Here is a 24,837-nt window from a genome sequence, read left to right on the forward strand (position 1 = left end):
GTGAGTCACGGGCGTCGCGCGGCCTGCGAAAAACAGCACGTCCGCGAATAGTCCATACCTATTCCACGGAAAGGCTGTCTCAAATGCAGCGCACAGGAGTCGAGCCTCCGTCACCCCGCCGCGCTGACGGCAACGTAAGTGAACGTTTAACCACCCGTTGACACCCCTGTGGCGATGCAGGTTCCCGCTCCGTCTGCGCCATGACCCGCCACCGCGAACTGCCGGCGCCGAGCTCATCGGAGTGGAGGACGACGTCTACAAGGGCCGGGTCAAGGTCAAAGTCGGCCCGGTGGTCAGCCAGTTCGCGGGCACGGGGCCGGGAACGCCTCCGCGACGATCGACGCGCGGCTGCGCCCCGAGGCCGTGGGCACGGTCGTGACGGTGAGCGCCGATCTCAAGTACACCTGCCGCGGAGCCCGAGGAGGAGCCTGCGGGCGAGCCGCTGGACCTGGTGCGGCCGCCCGGCGCGGCGGCACCAGGTCCGGCGAACGGGCCGGGCCGTCGCCGTCAGGCGCTCCGCGTCAGCCGAACATGCCCGGCTGGTAGTCGCCGGCGGGCTGCTGGACGATGACGTTGAACCGGTTGTACATGTTGATCAGGGCGATGGTGGTCACGAGGGCGGCGAGCTGCTCCTCGTCGTAGTGCTTGGCCGCGTTCTCCCAGACCTCGTCCGGGACCCCGCCCGCCGCGTCCGCGATACGGGTGCCCTCCTCGGCCAGCGCCAGCGCGGCACGCTCTGCCTCGGTGAACACCGTGGCCTCCCGCCAGGCCGAGACCAGCAGGAGGCGCTGCACGTCCTCGCCCGCGGCCAGGGCGTCCTTGGTGTGCATGTCGGTGCACATTCCACAGCCGTTGATCTGGCTGGCGCGGAGCTTCACCAGCTCCTGCGTGGCGTGCGGCAGCGTCGAGTCGGAGACGGCCTTGCCCGCCGAGTTGATGTGCCGGAAGACCTTGGTCGCGACCGCGTTCTCGAAGAGGTTCAGACGCGCTTCCATGATGTGCTCCTGTGTCGTCGTCGTTGGCTACACCTCTCTGACGGGACGGCACGAGGAGTTGTGACACGCGCGAATGTGACCTGCGTCTCCCTGGGGCGCGGGGTGTGGTGACGAAGCGGCGCAGTCCCGGGGCGACCGGCGAACAGCTCGATGAGGCCGGGCGCCGCGTGCTCGGCGAACAGGCTCGACGCGGCGACCCGGCCCGTGCGCGGTCCGCGTGAACAGCTTGTCGCCGAGTTCCCTGGGCAGATGGGCGATCGGTTGTGCCGGGGTGAACGAGAACCTCCCGCGCTCTCCACGGGTGCACATCTCCTGTGGGCCGCCGGGCTTCGAAGGCCCCCAAACGGCCTGAGGAGCAAGGGAGTTCGATGGACTCGGGTGAGGGTCAGTCCAGCAGCCCGGCGGCCAGTGTGGCCCCGAGTTCCCAGCAGGCCTCGATGTCGGCCTTTGCCGGCTCGCCCGTCACGGTCACCGGCTTCGCCGCGAGCCGCCAGCCGAGGCCGGTGGTGATCGCCTCGATGCCGCGCACCGCGCCGGTGACGTCGCTGCCGCCGTGCACGTAGTAGCCGAAGGGCCTGCCCCCGGTCGCGTCCAGGCAGGGGTAGTAGATCTGGTCGAAGAAGTGCTTGAGGGCGCCGGACATGTAGCCGATGTTGGCCGGGGTGCCGAGCAGACACGCGTCGGCGGCCAGCACGTCGGAGGCCGTGGCGGCGAGCGCGGGGCGCCGTACGACCTCGACACCCTCGATCTCCGGGTCGGTCGCGCCGGCGACGACGGACTCGAGCATGGCCTGGCAGTTGGGCGAGGGCGTGTGATGCACGATCAGCAAGGTGGGCACACCCCGCACCCTAATTCAGAAGCGGAAACGCTGAATTTGATGAGAAGGAGTTGTTGGACTTCAGAATCGTGCGCGGCCACAGTGAAACCATGAACCACCTCGCTGATCCCGGCCGCTACGACGGCACCATGCGCTACCGGCGCACCGGCCGTTCGGGCCTCGACCTGCCCCTTCTGTCCCTCGGCTACTGGCACAACTTCGGGGACGACCGGCCCTTCGAGACGCAGCGCGAGATCGCCCTGCGCGCCTTCGACCTCGGGATCACCCACCACGACCTGGCGAACAACTACGGCCCGCCGTACGGCTCCGCGGAGCTCAACTTCGGCCGGCTGATGGAGCGGGACCTCGCGCCGTACCGCGACGAGCTGGTGATCTCCACCAAGGCGGGCTGGGACATGTGGCCCGGTCCGTACGGCCAGGGCGGCGGCTCCCGCAAGTACGTGCTGGCCTCGCTCGACCAGTCCCTGAAGCGCATGGGCCTGGAGTACGTGGACATCTTCTACTCCCACCGGCTCGACGCGAGCACTCCGCTGGAGGAGACGATGGGCGCGCTGGACACGGCGGTGCGCCAGGGCAAGGCCCTCTACGTGGGGATCTCCTCGTACGACGCCGAGCGCTCGCGGCAGGCCGCGGCGATCCTGCGTGACCTGGGGACCCCGCTGCTGATCCACCAGCCCTCCTACAGCATGGTCAACCGCTGGATCGAGACCGAGGGCCTGCTGGACGCCGCCCAGGAGGAGGGCTTCGGGGTCATCGGCTTCACGGCGCTGGCGCAGGGGCTGCTGACCGGGCGCTATCTGAACGGGGTGCCGGAGGGGTCGCGGGCCGCTGCGGGGACGTCGTTCGACACGTCGTGGCTGTCGGAGGACATGCTGGCCAGGCTGCGCGCGCTGAACGACATCGCGGCCCGGCGCGGGCAGAGCCTCGCCCAGATGGCGCTCGCCTGGGCGCTGCGGGACGAGCGGGTCACCTCACTGGTCATCGGCGCGTCGCGCACCGAGCAGCTGGAGCAGAACGTCGCCGCGCTGGAGAACCTCGACTTCAGCGCCGAGGAGCTGGCCGAGATCGACAAGTACGCCACCGACGGCGGCGTCGACCTGTGGCGGGACGCCCGGACGGGCAACCTCGGCTGACGTCGGGGCTCAGCACAGCACGCGCAGCGCTCCGGGCAGGACCCTGACCGTGACGGGCAGTACGGCCTCGACCTCGCCGTCTGCGCCGTAGGGCACGTCACGGTCGGCGGAGATGGTGATCTCCCGCCCCCGCAGGATGCGCACCTGGGGCCGGTCCACGTGGGCGCCGGTCTTCAGGTCGTTCATGAGGGCGAAGAAGAGCCGCCGGGGCGCCTCGCTGATCATCACGATCTCCAGCAGTCCGTCGTCCACGCGGGCGTCGGGGGCGATCAGACGGCCGGAGCCGTAGTAGCCGGAGTTGGCGGCCACCACCGTGTAGCCGGTGTGCCGGTGCTCCCGGCCGTCGACGGTGACGCGGTAGCGGGCCGCCCGCCAGGTGGTGACGGCCCGCAGGCCGCCGGCGTAGTAGGAGGCCGCGCCGCGCAGCAGTCTCGCCTGGTTGGCGTGGCGGTTGGCGAGGGCGTCGACGCCCGCGTAGACGCTGCCGAGGACGACGGTGCGGTCGTGGACGGCCGACTCCACCTCGATGGTGTCGACCGCGCGCGGCTCGTTGTGCAGCAGCACCTCGGCCAGCCGGGCCGGGTCCGAGGGGAGTTCGAGGGCGCGGGCGAAGTCGTTGCCGCGCCCGGCCGGGACGAGGCCCAGCACGGTGCCGGTGCCGCTGAGCGCGCCGCCGATCCCGCCGGCGATGCCGTCCCCGCCGACGGCGAGCACGACCCGGCCCTTGCGGCCCGCGTCCCGGGCGAGTTCCTGGGCGTGGGCGAGGCTGCGGCTGTACTCGGTCTCCAGCTCGGCGCCCGCCTCCCGCAGCGGCCGGGCCACGGCGAGCAGCGCGGCGGCGCCGGTGGATCCGCCCGCGGTGGGGTTGACGACGGCGGTGAACTGTCGCATCGGTGTGGCCTCCGGTCAGTCTTCGAGGGGCAGCAGAACACCGGGGTTGAGCAGCCCGTCCGGGTCCAGTGTCCGCTTCACGGCCCGCAGCGCGTCGACGGCGAGGGGTCCGGCCTCGCGGACGTACCAGTCGCGGTGGTCGGTGCCCACGCCGTGGTGGTGGGTGATGGTGCCGCCCGCGGCGAGGATCGCCTCGTTCGCCGCGTGCTTGGCCCGCGTCCAGTGCGCCACCGGGTTGTCGCCCTGGGCCGAGACGACGGTGAAGTACAGCGAGGCGCCGTTCTCGTAGACGTGGGAGATGTGGCACATGACCAGGGGCGGGGTGCCGGACTCGGTGAGCGTCGTGGTGAGCGCCTCGCGCACCGCCGTGTAGAGCCCGGGGACGCGGGACCAGAAGGTCGCCGTCTCCAGCGTCTCGGCGAAGGCGCCGGCGTCGAGCAGCGAGTCGCGCAGATACGGCGCCGAGTAGCGCCCGTGCGCCCAGCGCTCGCCGGGTTCCGCGCCGAGGGGCGTGCCACCGCACTCGCGCAGTACGGCCGCGGCGCCTTCCCGGCGGTACGAGACGTCCTCCTCCGTACCCTCGTAACCCGCGATCGCCGTGCATCCGGCGGGCGTCGGGGCCTCGGACGAACCGATGGCGTCGGGCTGGGCGAGGCCGATGAGGGTCTCGGTCTCGTCGGACAGGCGCAGTACGGTCGGGCGCGGCCCGTCCTGGGCGAGGCGGCGCAGTGCCGCGGCCCCTTCGTCGAAGGAGGCGAAGCGCCAGCCCTCGTACACGCGGGTCTGCGGGACCGGGCGGACGCGTACCGTCACGGAGGTGATGACGCCGAAGGCCCCCTCCGAGCCGAGGACGAGCTGACGCAGGTCCGGTCCGGCCGCCGAGCGTGGTGCGCGGCCCGTGTCGACGGTGCCCTCGGGGGTGGCGAGGGTGAGGGCGAGGACCATCTCGTCGAAGCGGCCGTAGCCGGCGGAGGCCTGGCCGCTGGAGCGGGTGGCGGCGAACCCGCCGATGCTGGCCCACTCGTACGACTGCGGGAAGTGGCCGAGCGTGAAGCCGTGTTCGGCGAGCAGCGCCTCGGCCTGCGGGGCGCGCAGGCCCGGTTGCAGGGTGGCGGTGCGGGAGACGGGGTCGAGGTCGAGCAGCCCGTCCATGCGCCGCAGGTCCAACGCGACGAACGCGCCGCGCCGTTCGGGCGCGAGACCGCCGACGACCGACGTGCCGCCGCCGAACGGCACGACGGGCAGGCCGAGTTCGGCGCACGCCCGCAGCACGGCGAGGACCTCCTCGTGCCCGGCCGGGAGCAGTACGGCCGCCGGGACGTCATCGACCTCGCCCTCCCTGATCCGCAGCAGATCGGGGGTGGACTTGCCCCTGGTGTGCCGGATCCGCGTCTCGGCATCCGTGCGCACGTACTCCTGGCCGCCGACCGCGGCCGCCAGCGCTTGATGGGCTGCGGGCTCCAACTGCCCTTCCGGTACGGCGATTTCCGCCAGCTCGACCGGGTCGGCGGCGCGCGGTTTCACGCCGAGCAGATCGCGCAGCAGCCCGATCACCGTGTCGGGCAGCGGCGTCGCCCTGGCCGGGTCGCCCCAGCCGCTCCACAGCATGTCCATGAGTGTCGTCCTCACCGGTCGATTCGAGCGATTCCGTCCGCCGACGCCACCCGCGGGCCCGTCGAGGCGTTACACTGTGACACATGACGCCTATTCGTCACAACGGTTCGGACAACGACGCGGTGCTCGACGCGGTACGGGACTGCGTCCTGGCCGTCGGGGTCCGCCGTACGACGCTCACGGACGTGGCCCGCCGCGCGGGCGTCTCCCGGATGACGCTGTACCGGCGCTGGCCCGATGTGCGCACGCTGGTCGGCGACCTGATGACCCGGGAGTGGGTCGACGTGGCCACCCGGGCCATCCCGGAGCGCAGAGAAGGGGCCGACGCGCGCAGCCTGCTCGTGGAGGGGCTCGTGGCCGGAGTGGCCTCCTTCCGCGCCCATCCGCTGTTCCGGAAGATCGTCGACGTCGACCCCGAGCTGCTGCTCCCCTATGTGCTGGACCGGCGCGGGGCCAGCCAGATCGCCCTGCTGGAGCTGCTGGTCGGCAGCATCGCGGAGGGACACGCCGACGGGTCGGTGCGCGCCGGCCACCCCGAGCGACAGGCGCGGTCGCTGCTGCTGATCGTCCAGTCCTTCACCCTGTCCCTGCGGACCATGACCGACGAGGACGATCCCGAACTCGACTCCCCCGCGTTCCTCGCCGAGTTGAGCGCCATCCTGGAGAGGACCCTCGCGCCATGAGCATCGCCCCCGCACACGGCTCTTCCCTGTCCGCCGCCCGCCGCTCGCGCGAGCTGACCGCGACCGTCGGCGGCCCGGCCGTGGACGTCCTCGTCGTCGGGCTCGGCGCCACCGGTGCCGGAGCGGCGCTGGACGCCGCGGCCCGCGGGCTGTCCGTCGTCGCCGTCGACGCCCACGACCTGGCCTTCGGCACCTCCCGCTGGAGCAGCAAGCTCATCCACGGCGGGCTGCGCTATCTCGCCTCCGGCCGGCTCGACGTCGCCCACGAGAGCGCGGTCGAGCGCGGGGTGCTGATGGAGCGCACCGCGCCCCATCTGGTCCGCGCCCAGCCGTTCGTGCTGCCCCTGACCCCGCTCGTCTCCCGCGGTCAGGCGGCACTCTCCTGGGCCGGCTTCAAGGCCGGCGACACCCTGCGCCTCTCGGCCCGCACGGCCCGGGCGACACTCCCCGCGCCCCGCCGCCTCTCCGCGGTGGAGACCCGCCATCTGACCCCCGCCCTGCGCACCGACGGCCTGCGCGGCGGACTGCTGTCCTGGGACGGCCGGCTCGTCGACGACGCCCGCCTGGTCACCGCCGTCGCCCGCACCGCCGCCGCGCACGGGGCACGGATCCTGACCCGCGTCCGGGCACTGGAACTCACCGGCTCCGGGGCCCGGGTCCGCGACGAACTCACCGGCGAGGAGGGCGAGATCCGCGCCCGCGCGGTCGTCAACGCCGCGGGCGTCTGGGCGGGCGGCCTGGTGGACGGCATCCGCATCCGGCCCTCGCGCGGCACCCACCTCGTCCTGCGCGCCGCACATCTCGGCCCACTGCCGGCCGGCCTGCACATCCCGGTCCCCGGCGAGACGAACCGCTTCGTCCTCGTCCTGCCCCAAGGCGACGGCCGGGTCTACGTCGGCCTCACGGACGAACCCGTCGAGGGCCAGATCCCGGATGTCCCCGAGGCGCCGGAGGCGGACATCGGCTTCCTCCTCGACGTGCTCGGCTCGGTCCTGGACGTCCCGGTCCGCCGCGAGGACGTCGTCGGGGCCTTCGCCGGACTGCGCCCTCTGCTCGACACCGCGACCGGCGAGGCGACGAGGACCTCCGACATCTCCCGCCGGCACGCGGTGCTCACCTCGCCCGACGGCGTGATCACCGTGGTCGGCGGCAAGCTCACCACGTACCGGCGGATGGCCGAGGACGCCGTGGACGCGGCCGTCGAGGCCCGCAACCTCACCGCGGGCCCCTCCCCGACCGCGTCCCTGCCCCTCGTCGGCGCCGCGTCCCCGCGGACCCTCGAAGCCCTGCCGGCCCCGCGCCGTCTGGTACGGCGGTACGGCACCGAGGCTCCGGCCGTGCACGCCCTCGGCGCGGCCGACCCCCGCCTGGGCGAGCGGGTACTGCCGGGCCACCCCGTCACCGCCGCCGAACTGCTGTGGGCGGTGCGCCACGAGGGCGCGCTCGACGAGTCCGACGTACTCGACCGGCGCACCCGGATCGGAGTGGTGCCCGCGGACCGGGCGGCGGCGCTGGATGTCGTACGAGAGCTGCTGAGTGAGGCACCGGCACAGCAGGGCTGACGCGTCCCGGACCTGCGGCCCCACGCGCGGGATTCGAATTGCCCACTTATGCTCCCTTTGTGTGACGCACACCTTCGACGAGCTCGTGGAGAAACAGCGCGCGGCCGACCAGACCCACAACCAGGTCGAGGAGCTGCGGCTCTCGTACGGTCCGCCGACACAGCCGGGCGGCTGGACCGGGCAGCAGACGGAGACGTACGAGACCGCGTGGCGAGCCTGGCGCGATCTGGCCCGTGAGGCGCAGTCCTCGGTCACCGAGTACGCCAAGGAGACCGGCAAGCCGCGCACGAGTGTGGAGGCCGAGGTCAAGCAGGCCGTACGGCATCCCCAGCCGGAGTCCTGACCCACGCGGAAGGGCGCCCGGACCGATCACGTCGGTCCGGGCGCCCCTGGCGGTGCGTCAGCGCACGTAACGGCGGCGCGTCCGCGTGAGCAGGAACAGGCCCGCGATCAGCAGCGCGGTACCGGCCGCGGCCGGCCACAGTGTCGTGCCGGTCTCGGCCAGCCCGCCCTGGACGGCCTGCGGTTCGGTCTGGTTCGCGGCGCCGGTGTCGCTGCCGCCCGTGGTCTGGGCGGCGTTGTCGCCGGTGCCGGAGCCGTTGTCCGAGGAGCCGCCGTTCTGCGCGGCCGCGGTGGTCTTGGACGCCGAGGGCTTCGCGTAGACCTTGGGTTCCGAGGTGCTGGACATGGTCGGAGCATCGGTCGTCGGGGCGGCCGACTGCTGCTGACCGGAGCCGTTGCCGTTGTCGGAGCCGTTGCCTGATCCATTGTCGGAGCCGTTGTCGGATCCGCCGTTGCCGTTGCCCGAATCGCCGTTCCCGTTGCCCGAGTTGCCGTTGCCGTCACCGGCCGGCGGCGTCGTCGGGTCCTCGGTCGGCTGGGCGGTCGGCTCGTCCGTGGGCTGGTCGGTCGGCTTGTCAGTGGGCTTGTCGGTGGGCTGGTCCGTGGGGTTCTCCGTCGGCTGCTGGGTCGCCCCGCCGTCCGAGCCCGGGTCCTCGGAGGTGCCCGCGCCGCAGTTGCGGCCGCCGTTGATGCAGGAGACCACCTCCTTCATCAGACCCTCGTCGAAGACGTTGATGAAGTCGCCGTGGTCGGTGACCGGCTTGTGCAGCTGCTCGGGGAAGGAGTCCACCGCGAACAAGGGAGTGGTCTTGCCGCCGTCCTGCAGGCTCGGCGCCTTGACGTCGTAGACGATCCGCTGGACGAGCTGCGGAATGGCCTCGAAGCCGTTCGGGCAGTTGCCCTGGGCGTCCGCGAAGGCCACGTGGGTGCGGTGGTTGGCGCTGTCGATGTTGCGGCCGTCCCAGCAGCTCTGGAAACGGAAGGTGCGCACCACGTCGCTGCCCTGCGGGCACAGCGGGTACTTGTCCTTCAGCTGCCGGTCCTCGAACCCGGTGCAGCTCCAGGAGGCGTTGGCGTTGGCCGGGCCGTTGACGAAGGCCTTGGCGTCGCCGGTGATGATGCGCAGCAGGCGGGGCATCTCGGTGACCTTGCTGCGCGGGCTGCCGATGAAGGTCAGCGTGACCTGCTTGGCCCTCACGATCTGACCGGCGTTGCCCTCGATGCCACCGCCGGGCTTGTTGGCGTCCTGCTCCTGGGTGCCGTTCTGCAGCCGCAGCACGGGCCAGTAGTACGTGGACTTGTCGCCCGGGTTCTCACAGCTCGTGTCGGCGTTCGCGAGGTCGTCGTCGCTGGCGAAGGCGTTGTTGGACTGGTTGCCGATGTAGTCGTGGAAGTGGTGGGCGCCGTTGGTGACACCCGGGGCCACGATCACGTTGTCGGAGTTGAACAGCCCGTTCTCGTTCACGCCGCAGCTGGTGGTGAAGCTGCCCTTGGAGACGAAGGAGTTCAGGTCGGGGGCGGGGGCGTTGGGCTGGACGCTGTTGATGTCCTGGTAGTCCCCGGCGACGGGCCCGTTGCCGGCCTGCCCGCCGTTGCCGTTCTGCTGGCCCCCGCCGTTCTGACCGTTCTGGCCGTCTCCCTGGCCGCCCTGCTGCTGACCGTTCTGGGAACCGTCACCGCCGTTGCCGCCGTTGTCCTGGCCGGCGTTCTGGTCGTTCCACGTCCGCATCGAGCAGTCCGCCATGGAGTCCAGGCCGTCGGCGCTCTGCCCGGCATGCTCCATGGCGCCGCCGATGCGGTCGAGCGTCTGGGACCGCTGCTCCTTCAGCGGCTTCATGACCGTCTCGTCCGTGTAGCCGCTGTCCTGGCGCTGCTCGGGCGTCGCGGCCTGAAGCTTCTGGTAGGCCTCGGCTATCTGCTGGTCCAGGGAGGCGAGTTGCTTGTCGACGTCGCCCCGCGCCTGGTCCGGCACCTGGGTCAGCTTGCTTCCGACGTCCGGACAGTCGATCGTGCCGGCCGCCGCGCTGCGGGTCGACTGCTCAGTGCCCGAGCCGCCTTCCGTCGCGGAGGCGTACACGTTGGCCGCGACCAGGCCGCCTCCACCCAGCATCAGGGCGAAAGCCGCGAAGGTCGCGCGGCGCGGTCCTGTCGGGCGTCTGCGCGTGTTGCGTCCCACGAGTTCTCCTACGGATCATGGCGGTCAGGCATGGAAATCCCTCGACCCCATACGGACACCGGCACAGGCGTGTTCAACCGCACCACAGATTCATAGGAACATCTCAGTAAGCGCATGCACCGCGACGCGCTCGCGTAGCGCCCGGGAGGCCGCCGGTTCCGCGGATCCACGGGCTGACGGGCCCTACAGCTCCAGCCAGAAACCCGTGCGCGTCAGCCAGCGGTCGAGCAGGGCCGTGTCGCCGTCGGTTTCGACCGCGGGTGTCGGACGGCGGTAGAGGAACAGCAGCAGGTCGGTCGCGGATCCGCGGACGCTCACGGCGGCGTCCCCGACGCCGGGCCGCCAGAGGGGCCGGGCGCCGGTCAGGTCGACGAGCCACTGCCCGGCGCCGGTCGCCTCGAAGCTGAGCGTGCGGCCGGGGCCCAGCAGACCGGGCGCGTCCGGTCCGGGCTCGTACGCCTCGGGGACCGTCGAGAAGTCCAGCCACTCCTCGACACCGTCGACCGCGAGACCCTCGTCGAGGGTGAACCTCCCGCCGGTCGCCAGCACCGCGTCGGCACGGTGGACGACGGTCTCGTGGGTCATCCTCCTCGCCCAGAACGACGTCGACTGCTCGACGAGTTGCTCGTCGGCCGGAGTCCACACCGGCACCCCCGGCCCGGCGTCGCGCAGGGCGGCGGCGAGCTCCGACGCGCCCTCGCCGAGCCACGCGTCGAGTGCCTCACCGTCCACATGCGCGTACACGGCCGGGTCGTTGACGCCGTCGTCGGGGAGTGGTTCGGCGGACCGGGTCCGTACGATCGCCTCCGCCCAGCGGTGGTCCCCGCCCACGTGCCGCAGCAGTCGGCCGAGGTCCCAGCCGGGGCACGACGGCACCGGGGTGGTCGGGTCCGCGTCGGCGGCCTCGGTCCGGAGCAGGTCGGTCTGGTCGACGATCGCGCGGCAGTGGTCCTCGAAGGTCAGCGAAGTCACCCGTTCATCATGCGTCAGGTGCCCCGGGCGACGGCCTCGGCAGACGCGAGGGACGCCCCCCGATCCGCCAAGCCAATCCCTGACCGTCCCGCACTCTTGACGTGGCCCTTGACGTGTTTGGTTCAGACCTTTAGGTTCCCGGACGCACGGCTTCACAAGTTCGACTGACGTTCACTCACATGAACGTGCTTCGTGGTGCCACCCCCCACCGTCCGCCGCCTGCGAAAGGCTGTGAACCCCACTCATGAGAGCCCAACCCCCCACGCGCCGCGCCGTGTTGCGCGGCGGCCTCGCCGCAGCCCTGCTCACCCTGCCCGCCACCTTCCTGGCCGCCCCTGCCGCCGACGCCGCCGCGTCCGCGCCGATGGCCGTCGCGCCCTACCTCTACAACGGCTGGGGCAGCCCGCCGAGTCCGACCACCATCACCAACGCGACCGGCGTCAAGTGGTTCACGCTCGCCTTCGTGCTCAGCAACGGGCACTGCAATCCGCAGTGGGACGGCTCCCGGCCCCTGACCGGTGGCGTCGACCAGCGGACCGTCAACACCGTCCGCACCAACGGCGGCGACGTCATCCCCTCCTTCGGCGGCTACAGCGGCAACAAGCTGGAGAGCTCCTGCTCCAACGCCACCGAACTGGCGGGCGCCTACCAGAAGGTGATCAACGCGTACGGCCTCAAGGCGATCGACATCGACATCGAGGCCGACGCCTACAGCAGCGCCACCGTGCAGAAGCGCACGGTGGACGCGCTGAAGACCGTGAAGGCGAACAACCCCGGCCTGAAGGTGTACATCACCATCGGCACTGATCAGAGCGGCCCCGACACCAGCCTCATCAAGCGCGCGGCCTCCTCCGGCCTCTCCGTCGACGCGTGGGCCATCATGCCGTTCGACTTCGGCGGCGCCGGCAAGAACATGGGCACGCTCACCAAGCAGGCCGCCGAGGGCCTCAAGTCCGCGCTCAAGAGCGCCTACGGCTACAGCGACGACCAGGCCTACCGGGACATGGGCATATCGTCGATGAACGGCATCACCGACGACAACGAGACGGTGACGGTCGCCGACTTCCGCACCATCCTCGGCTACGCCCAGCAGCACCACCTCGCCCGGCTCACCTTCTGGTCCGCGAACCGCGACCGGCCCTGCACCGGCGGCCCCGACGACAGCTGCTCCGGGGTGAGCCAGCAGGCCTGGGACTACACCCGCGTCTTCGCCGGATACACCGGCTGATGCACGCCGCACATCAGCTCACCTCGTCCGTCGGCGAGTCGTACAGCTGGCCGAACGACCTGCGGCGCAACCCCGACCAGTCCTGGTACAGCGGCTACCACCCGATCCTGTGGACGAACACGAAGTTCCGGATGCCGTCGTCGGCCTTCGCGAGCCCGACGCGGAACCGGTTCCTGCTCGACGGCCTCAAGTGGCTCGGCGGGCTGCCGAGTCCGCACCGGAGCGCGCACCACTGAGCCGGTGCGCGAGGGGCCCCGACCGCGGCGAGGGTGCGGTCGGGGCCCCGCACCTGTCGTGATGTCGTCGCACCGCCGGGCGTGATCCGGGGCCCGCACTGGCGTTCCCTACGATGACCGGGTGACGAGTGACACCCCCACACGGGCCGGCGCCGACGAGGCCGTCCGCCCGGCCGCGGAACCCGAGACCGCTTCCTGGGCGCAGCGCCTGCGCCGGTTCGGATACACGCCGGCCCCACGCACCGACACACGCGAGCGCCTGGTGCCCCCGTTCCCGCAACCGAGCACCCGGATCTGGGAGTTCCTGGGCCTCGGCCCGCGGCTCGCCCGGCGGCTGGCCGGATCCATGGCGTGGGTGGGGCCGCTCCTCGTCGCCGCGGTCGCCGGAGCGCTCCGGTTCTGGCGGCTGGGGCAGCCGCACGCCCTCGTCTTCGACGAGACGTACTACGCGAAGGACGCCTGGTCGCTGCTGAAGCTCGGTTACGAGGGCACCTGGCCGGACCGGAAGATCGCCGACCCGAAGATCCTGGCCGACCCGCAGGTGATCCCGCTCTCGGACACGGGGAGCTTCGTCGCGCATCCGCCGATGGGCAAGTGGGTGATCGCGTTCGGGGAGAACCTGTTCGGTCTCGACCCGTTCGGCTGGCGGTTCATGACGGCCCTGCTGGGCACCTTGTCGGTGCTCATGCTGTGCCGAATAGGCCGTCGGCTGTTCCGTTCGACGCTGCTCGGCTGCCTGGCCGGGGCGCTGCTGGCGGTGGACGGCCTGCACTTCGTGATGAGCCGTACCGCGCTGCTGGACCTGGTCGTGATGTTCTTCGCGCTTGCCGCCTTCGGCTGTCTGCTCGTCGACCGGGACCGGGCCCGCGCCCGGCTCGCGGCCGCCCTGCCCGTCGGCCCGGACGGCTTCGCCCGCCCCGACCACCACACCGGCGAACACGCCGGCACCGGGTGGCGCCCCTGGCGGCTCGCGGCCGGTGTCTTCCTGGGCCTGGCAGCGGCGAGCAAGTGGAACGGCCTGTACTTCCTCGTCTTCTTCACGGCCCTGACCCTGCTCTGGGACGTCGGCGCGCGCCGGATCGCGGGGGCGTACAGCCCGTACCGGGCGGTGCTGCGCAAGGACCTGGGCTGGTCGGTGGTCTCGATGGTGCCGGTCGCCGTGCTGACGTATCTGGCGACCTGGACCGGCTGGTTCATGACCGATGACGGCTATGCCCGGCACTGGGCGGACGGCCGCGGCGGCACCTGGTCGTGGATCCCGGCCCCGCTGCGAAGCCTGTGGCACTACGAGCACGCGGTCTACGAGTTCAACATCAACCTCCACGCCTGGCACCGCTACAAGTCCAATCCGTGGAGCTGGCTCGTCCAGGGCCGCCCGGTGTCCTTCTTCTACGAGTCCCCGAAGCCCGGCCAGGAGGGCTGCCACACCAGCGTCGACTGCTCCCAGGAGATCCTCGGCCTCGGTACACCGCTGCTGTGGTGGACGGCCTGCTTCGCGCTCGCCTACCTCCTCTACCGATGGGCGATGCGCCGCGACTGGCGCTCCGGTGCCGTCCTGTGCGCGGTGGCGGCGGGCTATCTCCCCTGGTTCAACTACCAGGACCGTACGATCTTCTCGTTCTACGCCGTCGCGTTCGTGCCGTATCTGTGCCTGGCCGTGGCCCTGCTGATCGGCGCCCTGCTCGGACCTCCGGGGGCGAGCGAGCGGCGCCGGCTCGTGGGCGCGACGGGGGCCGGTGTCCTCGTCCTGCTCATCGTCTGGAACTTCATCTACTTCTTCCCGCTCTACACGGGCCAGACGATCCCGTACTCCGACTGGCACGCCCGGATGTGGCTGGACACCTGGATATAGGGGCGGGGGCTCGTCAGAGGGAGTCCAACTCCCCTGTCGTACGGCCGAGATAGGTGACCGGACCCGGATCCGGCACCTCGATCTCGTGGAAGCCGAGGCGGTCGTAGAAGGCCCTGGCCGGGGTGTTGGCCGTGACCATGCACAGGTGCGCGGCGGCGACACCCCGGTCGTGCAGGGCGCGCAGGAAGGTCCGCATCAGCTCACGGCCGTGCCCGCGGCCCTGCCACGCGGGGAGCAGGTCGATGTGCAGATGGGCCGGGTACGCGGCGACCTCGGGGACGATCATCCGCTCGGGATGGTGCAGCAGCGCGATCATCGCCTCGTCCGGGGTGCTCGGCGGCCCGGCGGGCTCCGGGTAGCGGTCCGCGACCAGGAGCAGCCACTTGGCGCGGAAGGCCTGGACGAAGCCGGGGGTGTCGGCGGTGCCGAGGATGTAGCCGACGGCCCGGCCGTGTCCGTCGTCCAGGACGAAGGCCAGTTCCGGCTCCAGGTGGGCGTACGGCGCCGCGAAGTTCGTCGGGAAGATGCCGGGGTCGGCGTAGAGGGGGCGGCTGTCCTGGCCGTTGTGCGCGGTGCGGACGCAGATGTCGTCGAGGGCCGCACGGTCCTCGGGGCGGTAGGGGCGGATGGCGGGAGACGAAGTCACACCGGCATCCTGCATCCGATGGGAGCGCTCCCACAAGGGGGCGGTGTACGGGCCCGGTCGCGCGACCGGGCCCTCGGCCGTCGGGTCAGACGTGCGGGCGACGCCCCTGCTCCTGGTGCGGGAACGTCTGGTCCGCGCCGGGCAGCGTGGGCTTCGGCAGCGTCGCGACCTCCTCCTTGGCCTTCTCCAGCTGCTCCGCGGTGTCCTCGGGCAGCCGGGGCGGGCGCGGGCGGGCGTCACGGAAGCGGAACGCGGTCGTGAGGTCGCCGAAGGTCTCACGCCGCCAGTCGCTGACGTTGGGCTCCTCCACGCCGGTGAAGCGCTCCAGGAACTGGAGGGCCGAGGTGTGGTCGAAGGCCTCCGAGGCGACCCAACCGCCCACGGTCCAGGGCGAGACGATGATCGCGGGCACGCGGAAGCCGGCGCCGATCGGCAGCCCCTGGACGTACTCGTCCTCGGTGCCGGCGGGTGCGGTCGGCGGGGGCACGTGGTCGAACAGGCCGTCGTTCTCGTCGTAGTTGAGGATGAAGGCCGTCTTGCGCCACACCTTCGGGTTGGCCGCGATCGCCTCGATCTTCGAGGCGACGAAGTCGGCGCCGGCGGCGGGCAGGTAGTCGGGATGCTCCGACTGGTAGCTGGTCGGCATGATCCAACTCACCGTCGGCAGCCGGTCGCCCCGGGCGTCGTCCTCGAAGGTGCCCTCGGGCTGCGGGCGCACGCCGCGCTCGTAGAGGTCGGAGCCGGGCTGCGCGTTCTTGAACGTGGCGAACTGCTCCAGCATGTTGCAGCCGTAGTCGTCGTCCTGCTGGTACACCTTCCAGCTGACGCCGGCCGCCTGCAGCCGTTCGGCGTACGTCGTCCAGCGGTACGGCGTCGGCGCGACGTTGCTGATGATCGGGCCGCCGTGGGTGCCGGCCGGGTCGATCGAACCGGTCATCCACATCAGGCGGTTGGGCCAGGTGGGGCCGAAGACCGAGCAGTAGTAGTTGTCGCAGACGGTGAAGGTCTCGGCGAGCGCGAACTGGAACGGGATGTCCTCGCGCGTGTAGTAGCCCATCACGTAGGGGCCGTTGACGCCGTCGGCCTTGCGGTGGGCCGGCAGCCACTGGTCCATCTTCCCGCCGTTCCACGCCTGGTGCTGCACCGACCAGGCGTGGCTGGTGGAGGGGATGGCCTGGGCGCTCGACGTGTGGGTGTCGAGGTGGAAGGGCAGCAGATAGCCCTTCGGGTTCACGGCGTCCGGCTGGTAGAAGACGGACCGTCCGGTGTCGAGCTTCAGGGCGTGCGGGTCGGCGAAGCCCCGGACACCGGACAGGGTGCCGAAGTAGTGGTCGAAGGACCTGTTCTCCTGCATCAGCATGACGACGTGCTCGATGTCGCGCAGCGAGCCGTTCCTGGGCGGTTCGGCGGCGACGGCCTTCTGGACGCTCGGCGGGAGGAGGGAGAGGGCCGCGGCGCCGCCCAGCGCGCCCGCGGCGGAACCCAGAAGTCTACGACGTGTCAACTCGGCCATGGTTGCCCCTTCTTGAGCGGGAGAAGCTCTCGGGAGTGGCGGCCGGCCCGGTGCGAGAGGCGGGCCGTCGATCACTCTCCGCTCGAAGAGGCGGGGCACATCAGGGGCCGGTGGTGAACATGTGGCCAACGCCCGGTGGGGAGTTGGCCAAGCCATGACCGGGGATGGTTGGCGGCTACATGGATGTCGCCCGGTGTTGGGAGACGCCCGAATGGAACTCCATGGCCAGGGCGTCGGGTTCGACCGTGATGACGGCCTGGGCACGCGGTGGACGGGAGGTCACCTCGAACCGGGGCCAGGCCTGGAGCACGGTCGCGAGGATGATCTGGAGCTCGACCCAGGCGAAGTTCTCCCCGATGCACTTGCGGCGGCCGTCGCCGAAGGCGAGGAAGGACCCCCGGGTGCCCGCGCCACCGTCCGCCTCCCAGCGGTCCGGGTCGAAGCTGTCCGGGTCGGGGAAATGGGCGGAGTCGTGCTGGTGCATATACGGGCTCCACATGACGTCGGCGCCCTCGGGTATGAGGTGTCCGCCGAGGACGATGTCGCGGGCGGCGGTCCGCGTCACCATCCAGAGCACCCCGTACTTCCTGATCGCCTCCTGCAGAACCCGTCGGGCGTACGGGAGCCGGTCGATGTCGTCGTAGCGCAGCGGCCGGTCCCCGCACACCGAGGCCAGTTCCTCGCGGAGGCGTCGCTCGACGGCGGGGTTGCCGGCGATCTCGTACAGCGCCCAGGCGAGGGTGGTGCCGGTGGTCTCGATCGAGCCGGCCAGAAGGGTGATGGTCTCGTCCTGGAGTTGCCGGCGGCCGAGTCGGTCCTCGGCGCCGATCAGGGTCTCGAACAGGCCGCCCTGCTGCCGCACCGCCTCGGCCGCGTGCGGGCACGCCTCGACGCCGGACGCGCCGTCCGCCGGAGCCGGTCCGGGTGCGGTGACGTCGATGTGGTGGTCGATGGCCTGGTCGATGAGGGCGCGCAGGCGGGCGACACGGTCGGCGTGCGCACGGTTGGCGGGCAGCGGCAGCCGCGTGATCCAGGGCGGGAGAATGACCTGCCGAATCGTTCCTTTCATGATGTCGGGCATGAGGGCGGTGAACTCGCCCTCCAGATGGGCGGGCAGGCCCGTGCCGAACACGGCGACGAGGAACGTGGCGAGCGTGATCCCGTTCATGTCGGCGAGCACGTCGCGCGGTTCGGCCGCGGTCCAGGCGCCGACCATCTTGCGCACCTGGTCGATCATGGCGTTGCCGTGCTCGGCGATGTGCGCCTTGTTGAACATGGGCTGCATCAGACGGCGGTTGCGCAGATGGGTGTCGCCGTCGGCGACGGTCGCGATCCCGTCGCCGAGGAAGACCCGCAGCGCGTCGTTGTACTTGCCGCCCTTGACGAAGTGGGCGGCGTCGTTCACCAGGACGCGCCGGGTCAGTGCGGGGTCGGTGACCACGTAGGCGGGTGTGGGGCCGATGCGGATGCGCACCACACTGCCGTACTCACGAAGCGAGTTGAAGAACGGCAGCGGGTCGCGGGCCAGGCGGAGGCCATGTCCGATCAGCGGGAGTCCGCCGGGGGCCGTGGGGGTGGGGATGGGAGCCGTGGTGGGGGCGCTCATCACGCGATCACTCCTCGTGGGGCGGGATCAAACCCCCGGATGCATGCCCATGACAGCCAAAGCCGATGCACCGGGCCGATGATCTCTGCGTCACACAGGTCCCTCCGATGTCTCTGTCCGCCCAGGTGCGCCGCAGGCCCGTCGTGGCGCATTCTTGCTGTGTCGCCCGCTGGACGGCGCACGGACGAGGTAGGACCGGATGACTCGGAGCGCGGAGGAAGCACACCGGACGCCCGGGCAGCTGGCCGCGCTGCTGATCGACACCTCGACGGAGGCGATCGACCAGGCCGGCGGCTACGCGGGAGGGGTCTATCTGCGCTCCGGCACGCCCGGACTGCTGCGGCTGGCCGTGCTCGCGGGGCTGCCGGGCCCCCTCTTCCGGCCCTGGTGGCGGATGCACGTGGACCGCCCGTTCCCGGTGGCCGACGTCTACCGGCTCGGCGTGCAGGTGGTGCTGCCGAACGCCACGGAGACGATGCGGCGCTACCCCCAGTTCGCGGCCGGCCTGCCGTTCCAGTTCGGCTCGCTGTACGTGCCGATCGTGGGCGGTTCGACCACCTACGGCGTACTGACCGTGCTGCGCCCCTCCGCCGCGGACGCCGCCGAGCTGCTCCAGCACCGCGACCGCCTGGTCCGGCAGGCCGAGGACCTGGGCGCGGCCCTACGACGCCTGGAGGAGCCCGACGGACCGCAGGTCTCCTGGGACGGCGAGCCGGTCTGCGTACGGCCGCCGGGCGCCCGGCCGCCGGGCGGGCGCGCCGGGGGCTTCGCCTGGGATCCGGTGACGGACGTGGTGACCGTGGACGAGCGGCTGCCGGCCCTGCTGGGCCTGCCGGCCGAGACGTTCGGCGCGTCGGTGCAGGCACTCGCCGAGGCGGTGGCCCCGGGCGAGACCCAGCGGGTCCTGGCGGCGCTGCGGGAGACCGCCGCGGGCCGCCCGCCGGCGCTGCCCCTGTACGTGCGGGACGGGGACGGCGCGCTGCGGCTCGTGGAGCTGTGGAGCCCGTACGCCCCGCCCGCCAGGCGCGGCACGGTCTCGGGCGTGCACCCGGTCCGGGGCTCGGTCGTGGACCCGGGGCCCGGCGCGGCGGCCGACGCGGCGGCGGACCTGCTGCCCGACGGCGTGCTCTGCGTGGACCGGCTGGGGCTGATCCTGTACGCCAATCCACGCGCCGGACAGCTGCTGCGCCGCCCGCGCGCCGAGCTGCTCGGCCGCTCCCTGTGGGACGGCGTGCCCTGGCTGAACCAGCCGAACTGCGAGGACCATCTGCGCAGCGCGCTGCTGTCCCCGGAGCCGGTGAGCTTCCACGTCGGGCTGCCCGCCGCCGACGGAGCGCCGACCGGCACGCCGCCGTACGAAGGTGCCTGGCTGGACGTCTGCGTCTATCCGGGCCCGAACGTCCTGACCTGCACGTTCAGCCCGGCGAGTCCCGTGGCGGACGCCGCCGCCGAGCTGACGCCGACGCCCGAGCCGGAGGAGACGGGCAAGGCGGCCGCGACCGGAGTGCCGTCGATGGCGCCGCTGTACCGGCCGATCGTGCTGGCCATCGCGCTGACCGAGGCGGTCACCGCACGGCAGGTGTCGGCCGTGGTCATGCGGGAGCTGCTGCCCGCGTTCGGCGGCCGTCGGCTGGCCATCTACCTGCTCCAGGACCGGCATCTGTACCTGGCCTGGGAGAGCGGCTTCCCCAAGGGGTTCCTCGCCCCCTTCGAGGGCGTGGGCCTGGACGCCCATCTGCCCGGCGTCGAGACGCTCACCACCGGCCGGCCGCTGTTCTTCGACTCGATGGAGCAGCTGACGGCCGCCTATCCGGGGATCGCGCTGGACGCGGCGGAGGGCGCCCGCGCCTTCCTGCCGCTGATCGCCTCCGGGCGGCCGGTCGGCTCCTGCATCCTCGGCTTCGACCGCCCGCACACCTTCAGCACCGAGGAACGGACCGTGCTGACCGCGCTGGCCGGGCTCATCGCGCACGCCATGGAGAAGGCCCAGCGCTACGAGAGCGAGGCGGCCCTCGCCCGCGGGCTCCAGCAGGCCCTCCTCCCCCGCCGGCTCTCTGCCCACCCGCTGGTGGAGACCACCGGCCGCTATCTGCCCGGCACGCAGGGCATGGAGATCGGCGGGGACTGGTACGACGTCGTGGAGGCCGGGGACGGTCTGGCGCTGGTGATCGGCGATGTCCAGGGGCACGGGGTGCAGGCGGCGGCCACCATGGGACAACTGCGCAGCGCGGTGAGGGCGTTCGCGCTCGGCGACCGTCCACCCGACGAGGTGATGAGCGGCACGAATCATCTGCTCATCGACCTCGACCCCGGCCAGTTCGCGAGCTGCTGCTACATCCGCCTCGACCCGGTCTCGGGGATCGCCCAGGTGGCCCGTGCGGGCCATCCCCCACCGCTCCTGCGCCTCCCGGACGGCCGCACAGAGGTCGTCGACCTGCCCGGCGGGGTGGTACTGGGGGTGGATCCGGGGGCCCACTACCCGGTCGCGGAACTCCGGATCGAGCCCGGAGCCGTCCTCGCCCTGTACACGGACGGGCTCGTGGAGCGGCCCGGCGCGGACATCGACGACGGCATCACGGCCCTGCGAGTGGCCCTGGCGAAGGCGGGCGCCCCCGCGACCCGCCCCGGCCGCCGCCCCCTCGCCGGCATCGCCGACCGCCTCACAGCCACGGCCCGCCACACGGCCGACCGCCCCGACGACATCGCCCTACTACTGGCCACACGGCGTGTCGCAAGCGGGGGACGGGGCTGAGCCGAGCGACTGACGACCACTGGAAGTCCACACGCCGAGGCCGGCAGCCCGCCGGCCGCTGGGGGGCCGGGCGCGGGGACCGGCACGTCGCGGGACCGGTGGGAGGCCGGGCGCGGGGACCGGCACGTCGCGGACCAGTAGGAGGCCGGGCGCGCGGGGACGGGCAGACCGACAACTGGTAGAGACCCAGGCGCCGAGTCAGACAGCCCGCCAAACCGGCAAGAGCCCAGGCGCCGGGACCGGCACCTCACGGACCGGTGAAAGCCCGAGCGCGCGGGGACGGGCAGACCGACAACCGGTAGAGACCCAGGCGCGCAAGGACCGGCAGCCGCCAACCGGCGAGAACCCAGCCGCGTCGGGACCGGCACCTCACCAACCAGCGAGAGCCCGGACGCCGGGACCGACAGCCCGCCGACCGGCGAGAACCCAGCCGCCGAGTCAGACGGCCCGCCAACCCCCTGAAGCTCCGGCCGCGCCGCACGTTCCCCGAACCCGGCGTGTGCCGCTGACCCTGTCGGCGGCTCTCCCGCTGGGCGTGCCCCGCCGCGCCCTGGCCGCGCGCAGACTCCCCGCCGACACGCCCTCTCAGCCCCGAGGACGCCCAGATCGGCCAACGGTGTGCCCGCGCATCCGTCCCGACGTCCGGACCGACCGACGGTGTGCCCTCCACCCCCTGCCCATGCCCGGATCGGACGACAGTCCGCCCCCGCCGCCCTGCCGACGCCCGGTCCGACCGACAACGTGCCCCCGCACCCCTCCCGACGCCCAGCCCGACCGACAACGTGCCCGCGTCGGCCCGCCGCCACCCACACTCACAGCCACCGGCACCGGCACCGGCACCGGCACCGGCACCGGCACCGGCACCGGCAGCGTGCCCTTCGCCACCCCCGCCCCCACCCCGCCGCCGCCCTCCCCCCCCCGCTACCAACGCCAACCAGCGGCGCGCCCTGTCACCCTCTGTGACGCCTCTCGCCTCCTGAGGCCCGGCAGTGTAGACATGGGCACATGGTCCGACTTCTGGGCCGCTCCGGGGCCGGGTCGAGCCGTCACCCCAGCGGGTCCCGTGCCGAACGCGCGCCGGACGGCGCCCGCGGAGCGCAGGGGCGGCGATCGGCGCGGACGCCGGGCGGTGCGACGGCCCGGCGGCTCACGCGCGCGGACCCACCGGACCAGGGACGGTTCGCGGCACTGCGGTCGGCACTGACCGGACGCAGCGTCGCCGGACAGGTGTTCGTCCTCCAGGTCGTGATCGTGCTGCTGCTGGTGGTCGCCGCGGTGGTCGCGCTCTACCTCCAGGCACGCCACGACAGCACCCAGGAGGCCCGCAACCGGTCGGTCGCCGTGGCCGAGGCCTTCGCCAATTCGCCGGGCACCCGCGAGGCGCTCACCAACCCCGACCCCACGGCCGTGCTGCAGCCGCGCGCGGAGGCGGCCCGCAAGGCGACCGGCGTCGACTTCATCGTCGTCATGAACACCGACGGCATCCGCTACACCCACCCGAAACCGGACCGCATCGGCAAGAAGTTCGTCGGCAACATCGCCCCCGCGCTGGCCGGCCAGACCGTCGTCGAGGAGATCAACGGCACGATCGGACGCCTCGTACAGGCCGTCGTACCGATCAAGGCGGACGACGGCACGGTCGTGGGCCTGGTCTCGGCGGGCATCACCACCGCGAACGTCGGCGGCGCAGCCAACCGGCAGCTGCCACTGGTCCTGCTCGCCGCCGCCGTCGGCCTCGCCCTGGCCACGGCCGGCACCGCGCTGGTCAGCAGACGACTGCTGCGCCAGACGCACGGCCTGGGTCCGCACGAGATGACCCGCATGTACGAGCACCACGACGCCGTGCTGCACGCCGTCCGCGAGGGCGTGCTCATCGTCGGGGACGAGGGCCGGCTGCTCCTCGCCAACGACGAGGCGCACCGCCTGCTGGACCTGCCCGAGGACGCCGAGGGCCGGCACGTCCTCGACCTGGGCCTGCCCGCCGACACCGCCGACCTGCTGGCCTCCGGCCGGATGGCCACCGACGAGGTGCACCTGGTCAAGGACCGGCTGCTCGCGGTCAACCAGCGCCCCACGGACGCCGAGGGCGGCCCGCCCGGCAGCGTCGCCACCCTGCGCGACTCGACGGAGCTGCGCGCCCTGTCCGGCCGGGCGGAGGCGGCCCGGGAGCGGCTGAACATGCTGTACGACGCCGGCGTGGGCATCGGGACCAGCCTCGACGTCACCCGCACCGCGGAGGAGCTCGCGGAGCTCGCCGTGCCCCGGTTCGCCGACTTCGCGAGCGTCGACCTGTTCGACGCGGTGCTCGGCGGCGGCCAGCCGGAGGCCTCGACCGTGCTGCGCCGTACCGCCGTCAGCGGGATCCGCAAGGACGCCCCGCTCTACCCGGTCGGCCGGCAGATCACGTTCGTCGAGTCCTCGCCGCAGGCCCGCAGCCTCCGCTCCGGCCGGCCCGTCCTCGAACCGGACCTCGACCTGGCGCCGGGCTGGCACGCACAGGACCTGGAGCGGACCGCGCAGGTCGTGGGGTACGGCATCCACTCGCTGATCACCGTGCCGCTGCGCGCCGGGACGCTGCTCCTGGGCGTGGTCAGCTTCTGGCGCTCCGAGAAGCCCGAGCCCTTCGACACGGAGGAACTCGCCCTCGCCGAGGAGCTGGTGGCCCGGGCCGCGGTCTCCATCGACAACGCCCGCCGCTACACGCGCGAGCACAGCATGGCCGTGACCCTGCAGCGCAGCCTGCTGCCCCGCAGCCTGCCGGAACAGACGGCGCTGGACATCGCCTACCGCTATCTGCCGGCGCAGGCCGGGGTCGGCGGCGACTGGTTCGACGTACTGCCGCTGTCGGGCGCCCGGGTCGCGCTCGTCGTGGGTGATGTCGTCGGGCACGGACTGCACGCCGCGGCCACCATGGGTCGCCTGCGTACGGCGGTGCACAACTTCTCCGCCCTGGACCTGCCGCCCGACGAACTCCTCGCCCTCCTGGACGAGTTGGTGGGCCGCATCGACCAGGACGAGACCACCGAGGACGGCAGCGCCCCGGTCACGGGAGCGACCTGCCTGTACGCGATCTACGACCCGGTGTCGCGGAAATGTTCCATCGCCCGTGCCGGCCATCCGCCGCCGGCCCTGGTCCGGCCCGACGGCGGCGTCGAGTTCCCGGACGTCCCGACCGGTCTCCCGCTGGGCCTCGGCGGCCTGCCCTTCGAGACCGCCGACCTCGAACTGGCCGAGGGCAGCCGGCTCGTGCTCTACACCGACGGCCTCGTCGAGGACCGCGAACGGGACATCGACGAGGGGCTCGACCTCCTGCGCGGCGCCCTGGAACGCGCCGGGGACTCGCCGGAGGACACCTGCCGGGTCGTGCTCGAGACCCAGCTGCCGAACAAGCCCAGCGACGACGTCGCCCAGGTCCCCCCGGACCCGGCGGCGGTGGGCGAGGTGCGTGCCTCGGTCACCCGGCGGCTGGCCGAATGGGGCCTGGACGAGCTGACGTTCACCACCGAGCTGATCCTGAGCGAGCTGGTCACCAACGCGATCCGCTACGGCGCCGATCCCATCCGCGTCCGGGTGCTGTTCGACCGCACCCTGATCTGCGAGGTCTTCGACAGCAGCAGCACCTCACCGCATCTGCGGTACGCGGCGATGACGGACGAGGGTGGCCGCGGGCTGTTCCTGGTGGCGCAGCTCAGCGAGCGGTGGGGCACGCGCTACACGCCCGAGGGCAAGGTCATCTGGGCCGAGCAGCCACTGCCCTGACCCGTCGTCCGTTCGTTCTTCCCTACGAAGTTCTCACGT

The 24,837-nt window shown here is 72.2% G+C and carries 17 protein-coding genes and 1 pseudogene; 9 read left to right on the forward strand and 9 right to left on the reverse strand.

Annotation, left to right across the window (positions count from 1 at the left end; all coding sequences use genetic code 11):
- Positions 1-521: 521 nt before the first annotated feature.
- Both MQP27_RS23085 and MQP27_RS23090 read right to left on the reverse strand, forming a co-directional pair.
- On the reverse strand, positions 522-995 hold the full coding sequence (locus tag MQP27_RS23085) for a carboxymuconolactone decarboxylase family protein (protein WP_242767243.1): 474 nt from the start codon (positions 993-995) through the stop codon (positions 522-524).
- 385 nt (positions 996-1,380) lie between these two features.
- A complete protein-coding gene (locus MQP27_RS23090; protein ID WP_242767244.1) occupies positions 1,381-1,833 on the reverse strand; it encodes a flavodoxin family protein in 453 nt (150 codons plus the stop codon).
- An 89-nt stretch (positions 1,834-1,922) separates the two neighbouring features.
- Here MQP27_RS23090 and mgrA point away from each other — a divergent pair, with 89 nt between their 5' ends.
- On the forward strand, positions 1,923-2,966 hold the full coding sequence (gene mgrA, locus MQP27_RS23095; RefSeq protein ID WP_242767245.1) for an L-glyceraldehyde 3-phosphate reductase: 1,044 nt from the start codon (positions 1,923-1,925) through the stop codon (positions 2,964-2,966).
- Positions 2,967-2,975: 9 nt separating this feature from the next.
- Here the strand turns inward: mgrA and MQP27_RS23100 are convergent, their stop codons facing one another.
- Positions 2,976-3,857, reverse strand: a complete 882-nt coding sequence (locus MQP27_RS23100; RefSeq protein ID WP_242767246.1) for a YegS/Rv2252/BmrU family lipid kinase — start codon at positions 3,855-3,857, stop codon at positions 2,976-2,978.
- Between the two features lie 15 nt (positions 3,858-3,872).
- Positions 3,873-5,471 carry an FAD-binding oxidoreductase gene (locus MQP27_RS23105; RefSeq protein WP_242767790.1) on the reverse strand — a complete coding sequence of 533 codons (1,599 nt, stop codon included), beginning with the start codon at positions 5,469-5,471 and terminating at the stop codon, positions 3,873-3,875.
- Positions 5,472-5,554: 83 nt separating this feature from the next.
- Here MQP27_RS23105 and MQP27_RS23110 point away from each other — a divergent pair, with 83 nt between their 5' ends.
- The 3 genes from MQP27_RS23110 (at position 5,555) to MQP27_RS23120 (ending at position 8,059) form a co-directional block, all read left to right on the forward strand.
- Complete coding sequence (locus tag MQP27_RS23110) at positions 5,555-6,154, forward strand: TetR/AcrR family transcriptional regulator (RefSeq protein ID WP_242767247.1); 600 nt, start codon at positions 5,555-5,557, stop codon at positions 6,152-6,154.
- Positions 6,151-7,716, forward strand: coding sequence for a glycerol-3-phosphate dehydrogenase/oxidase (locus tag MQP27_RS23115; protein WP_242767248.1), 1,566 nt, complete (start codon positions 6,151-6,153; stop codon positions 7,714-7,716). Before MQP27_RS23110 ends, MQP27_RS23115 begins: the two co-directional genes overlap by 4 nt.
- 61 nt (positions 7,717-7,777) lie before the next feature.
- The gene (locus tag MQP27_RS23120) at positions 7,778-8,059 is read left to right on the forward strand and encodes a hypothetical protein (protein ID WP_242767249.1); all 282 of its coding nucleotides are present in this window, start codon (positions 7,778-7,780) and stop codon (positions 8,057-8,059) included.
- A 57-nt stretch (positions 8,060-8,116) separates the two neighbouring features.
- Here the strand turns inward: MQP27_RS23120 and MQP27_RS23125 are convergent, their stop codons facing one another.
- Positions 8,117-10,234, reverse strand: coding sequence for a DUF1996 domain-containing protein (locus tag MQP27_RS23125; protein ID WP_242767250.1), 2,118 nt, complete (start codon positions 10,232-10,234; stop codon positions 8,117-8,119).
- A 183-nt stretch (positions 10,235-10,417) separates the two neighbouring features.
- Positions 10,418-11,206 (reverse strand): maleylpyruvate isomerase family mycothiol-dependent enzyme, encoded by a 789-nt coding sequence (locus MQP27_RS23130; protein ID WP_242767251.1) that lies wholly within the window; start codon positions 11,204-11,206, stop codon positions 10,418-10,420.
- A 244-nt stretch (positions 11,207-11,450) separates the two neighbouring features.
- Between MQP27_RS23130 and MQP27_RS23135 the strand changes: the two genes are divergently transcribed.
- From MQP27_RS23135 to MQP27_RS23145, 3 genes and pseudogenes are all read left to right on the forward strand, one after another.
- Positions 11,451-12,434 (forward strand): chitinase, encoded by a 984-nt coding sequence (locus MQP27_RS23135; protein ID WP_372511287.1) that lies wholly within the window; start codon positions 11,451-11,453, stop codon positions 12,432-12,434.
- Positions 12,435-12,454: 20 nt separating this feature from the next.
- Positions 12,455-12,637, forward strand: a pseudogene (locus tag MQP27_RS23140) (1,4-beta-xylanase); the annotation flags it as partial.
- Positions 12,638-12,791: 154 nt separating this feature from the next.
- Complete coding sequence (locus tag MQP27_RS23145; RefSeq protein ID WP_242767252.1) at positions 12,792-14,522, forward strand: dolichyl-phosphate-mannose--protein mannosyltransferase; 1,731 nt, start codon at positions 12,792-12,794, stop codon at positions 14,520-14,522.
- Positions 14,523-14,535: 13 nt separating this feature from the next.
- Here MQP27_RS23145 and MQP27_RS23150 read toward each other — a convergent pair whose 3' ends face one another.
- The 3 genes from MQP27_RS23150 to MQP27_RS23160 all read right to left on the reverse strand — a co-directional run bounded on the left by MQP27_RS23150 (position 14,536) and on the right by MQP27_RS23160 (position 18,287).
- A complete protein-coding gene (locus tag MQP27_RS23150; protein WP_242767253.1) occupies positions 14,536-15,168 on the reverse strand; it encodes a GNAT family N-acetyltransferase in 633 nt (210 codons plus the stop codon).
- Between the two features lie 85 nt (positions 15,169-15,253).
- Entirely contained in the window at positions 15,254-16,681 is a 1,428-nt protein-coding gene (locus tag MQP27_RS23155) for an alkaline phosphatase family protein (protein ID WP_242767254.1), read from the reverse strand.
- A 175-nt stretch (positions 16,682-16,856) separates the two neighbouring features.
- A complete protein-coding gene (locus MQP27_RS23160; RefSeq protein ID WP_242767255.1) occupies positions 16,857-18,287 on the reverse strand; it encodes a cytochrome P450 in 1,431 nt (476 codons plus the stop codon).
- Between the two features lie 199 nt (positions 18,288-18,486).
- Here MQP27_RS23160 and MQP27_RS23165 point away from each other — a divergent pair, with 199 nt between their 5' ends.
- Both MQP27_RS23165 and MQP27_RS23170 read left to right on the forward strand, forming a co-directional pair.
- The gene (locus MQP27_RS23165; RefSeq protein ID WP_242767256.1) at positions 18,487-21,039 is read left to right on the forward strand and encodes a SpoIIE family protein phosphatase; all 2,553 of its coding nucleotides are present in this window, start codon (positions 18,487-18,489) and stop codon (positions 21,037-21,039) included.
- A 1,005-nt stretch (positions 21,040-22,044) separates the two neighbouring features.
- Entirely contained in the window at positions 22,045-24,798 is a 2,754-nt protein-coding gene (locus MQP27_RS23170) for a SpoIIE family protein phosphatase (RefSeq protein WP_242767257.1), read from the forward strand.
- Positions 24,799-24,837: the final 39 nt, after the last annotated feature.

The sequence above is a fragment of the Streptomyces cylindrosporus genome (genome assembly GCF_022698165.1).
GTDB lineage: Bacteria > Actinomycetota > Actinomycetes > Streptomycetales > Streptomycetaceae > Streptomyces > Streptomyces cylindrosporus.

Coding starts and splice junctions, on each gene's coding strand:
- MQP27_RS23165 (WP_242767256.1), top strand. CDS start 18,487: ATGACTCGGAGCGCGGAGGAAGCACACCGGACGCCCGGGCAGCTGGCC.
- MQP27_RS23115 (WP_242767248.1), top strand. CDS start 6,151: ATGAGCATCGCCCCCGCACACGGCTCTTCCCTGTCCGCCGCCCGCCGC.
- MQP27_RS23110 (WP_242767247.1), top strand. CDS start 5,555: ATGACGCCTATTCGTCACAACGGTTCGGACAACGACGCGGTGCTCGAC.
- MQP27_RS23105 (WP_242767790.1), bottom strand. CDS start 5,471: ATGGACATGCTGTGGAGCGGCTGGGGCGACCCGGCCAGGGCGACGCCG.
- MQP27_RS23170 (WP_242767257.1), top strand. CDS start 22,045: ATGGTCCGACTTCTGGGCCGCTCCGGGGCCGGGTCGAGCCGTCACCCC.
- mgrA (WP_242767245.1), top strand. CDS start 1,923: ATGAACCACCTCGCTGATCCCGGCCGCTACGACGGCACCATGCGCTAC.
- MQP27_RS23135 (WP_372511287.1), top strand. CDS start 11,451: ATGAGAGCCCAACCCCCCACGCGCCGCGCCGTGTTGCGCGGCGGCCTC.
- MQP27_RS23085 (WP_242767243.1), bottom strand. CDS start 995: ATGGAAGCGCGTCTGAACCTCTTCGAGAACGCGGTCGCGACCAAGGTC.
- MQP27_RS23160 (WP_242767255.1), bottom strand. CDS start 18,287: ATGAGCGCCCCCACCACGGCTCCCATCCCCACCCCCACGGCCCCCGGC.
- MQP27_RS23100 (WP_242767246.1), bottom strand. CDS start 3,857: ATGCGACAGTTCACCGCCGTCGTCAACCCCACCGCGGGCGGATCCACC.
- MQP27_RS23155 (WP_242767254.1), bottom strand. CDS start 16,681: ATGGCCGAGTTGACACGTCGTAGACTTCTGGGTTCCGCCGCGGGCGCG.